This is a genomic window from Halarchaeum acidiphilum MH1-52-1, from assembly GCF_000474235.1.
In the GTDB taxonomy this organism is placed as follows: Archaea; Halobacteriota; Halobacteria; order Halobacteriales; family Halobacteriaceae; genus Halarchaeum; species Halarchaeum acidiphilum.
On the sequence record NZ_BATA01000147.1, the window covers coordinates 1 to 1,147 of the forward strand.

The following is a 1,147-nucleotide window of genomic DNA, read 5'->3' on the forward strand; positions in this document are numbered from 1 at the left end:
CGAGAATAGCGATGGCGACCGAGGTGCGGACTCCTCACTCCAGTCCGACGGGCGGGAGGACGACCGTCGGCACCTCGACGTGGCCGACGAGCGCGCCCGCGGTCCGCCCGAGGCCCTCCTCCGCGCCGGGACCGGGTTCGTGTGCGCCGATGACGAGTACGTCCACGTCGCCGCGTTCGAGTTCCTCGCGGATCTCGTCCGCGGGCTCGCCGTCGCGGATGGCGGTCTCGACGCTCGGGGTCGCGAGGCGCGCCGAGGCGACGTTCACGGCGTCGCCCGCGTCAGCGGACCGCGCGGCGTTCCGGTCGCCCAACGAATCGCTCGGCGACTCGTGACCGTCCCGCGAGCCGTCCCCGGTGATCCCGACGACGCGGACGACGTCGTCCGCGTCGAGTCGGGGCTGGAGGTAGTCGCAGGCGGCCGCGGTCGTGTGAACGGAGTCGGTCGCGACGAGGAAACGCGTCATATTCGCTCCTCGCTCGCCGCGGGGAAAAAGCTACTCGGCGTCGCTCTCGACGCTCCGATAGCGCGCGAAGAGCGCGCGGGCGCGCTCGCTCTCCCCGGCCTCGGCCGCGACGGCCGAGTCCTCGACGGCTTCGAACTCCCGGTCCTCGTGGCCCGCCCACTCGCGGAGCGCTTCGTTCGCCTCGTGGGCGCGGGTCTCCGCCTCCTCGACGACGCCGTCCGCGTCGGCCCGTTCGGCGTCGCCGTCCTCCTCGAACGACTCGCTGTAGACGATCGTCCACTCGTCGTCGGCGAGATCGTAGCCGACGCCCTGTACGATCCCGTCGCGCACGAGCACGAGCGCGGAGACGAGGCGTTCGTCCTCCCCGCGGGCGGTGTGCGCGCTCGCTGGCGCGACCATCCGGAAGGCGTCGCTGCGGTGGAGCGCCCGCCCCTCCGCGAGGGTGAGCGGGCGCGTCGGGAGTGAGTCCATCGCCATGGCTCTCGAAACGAGGTGAAACACTAAGAGCGGGGCGGTCTCGTCGCGACACACATGGCTCTGGACGCGTCCCGTGCGGACGTGGCTCGCGGCGACGGACGATCGGTCGCAGTCGCGTCGCGCTCGGTGCGAGCGCCGGCACGGTGGCGTGTCTCCTCACGGCCCGGTTCGGCGTGGCCGCGAGCGGTGCCGGTCTCGGCGTCG

Annotated in this window: 2 protein-coding genes; both read right to left on the reverse strand. The window is 72.9% G+C overall.

Annotated features, from left to right (window positions below; genetic code table 11):
• Positions 1–34: 34 nt before the first annotated feature.
• Complete coding sequence (locus AOZ13_RS13595) at positions 35–466, reverse strand: universal stress protein (RefSeq protein ID WP_021780879.1); 432 nt, start codon at positions 464–466, stop codon at positions 35–37.
• Between the two features lie 30 nt (positions 467–496).
• On the reverse strand, positions 497–943 hold the full coding sequence (locus AOZ13_RS13600) for a hypothetical protein (protein ID WP_021780880.1): 447 nt from the start codon (positions 941–943) through the stop codon (positions 497–499).
• Between the last annotated feature and the right edge of the window lie 204 nt (positions 944–1,147).

Coding starts and splice junctions, on each gene's coding strand:
- AOZ13_RS13600 (WP_021780880.1), bottom strand. CDS start 943: ATGGCGATGGACTCACTCCCGACGCGCCCGCTCACCCTCGCGGAGGGG.
- AOZ13_RS13595 (WP_021780879.1), bottom strand. CDS start 466: ATGACGCGTTTCCTCGTCGCGACCGACTCCGTTCACACGACCGCGGCC.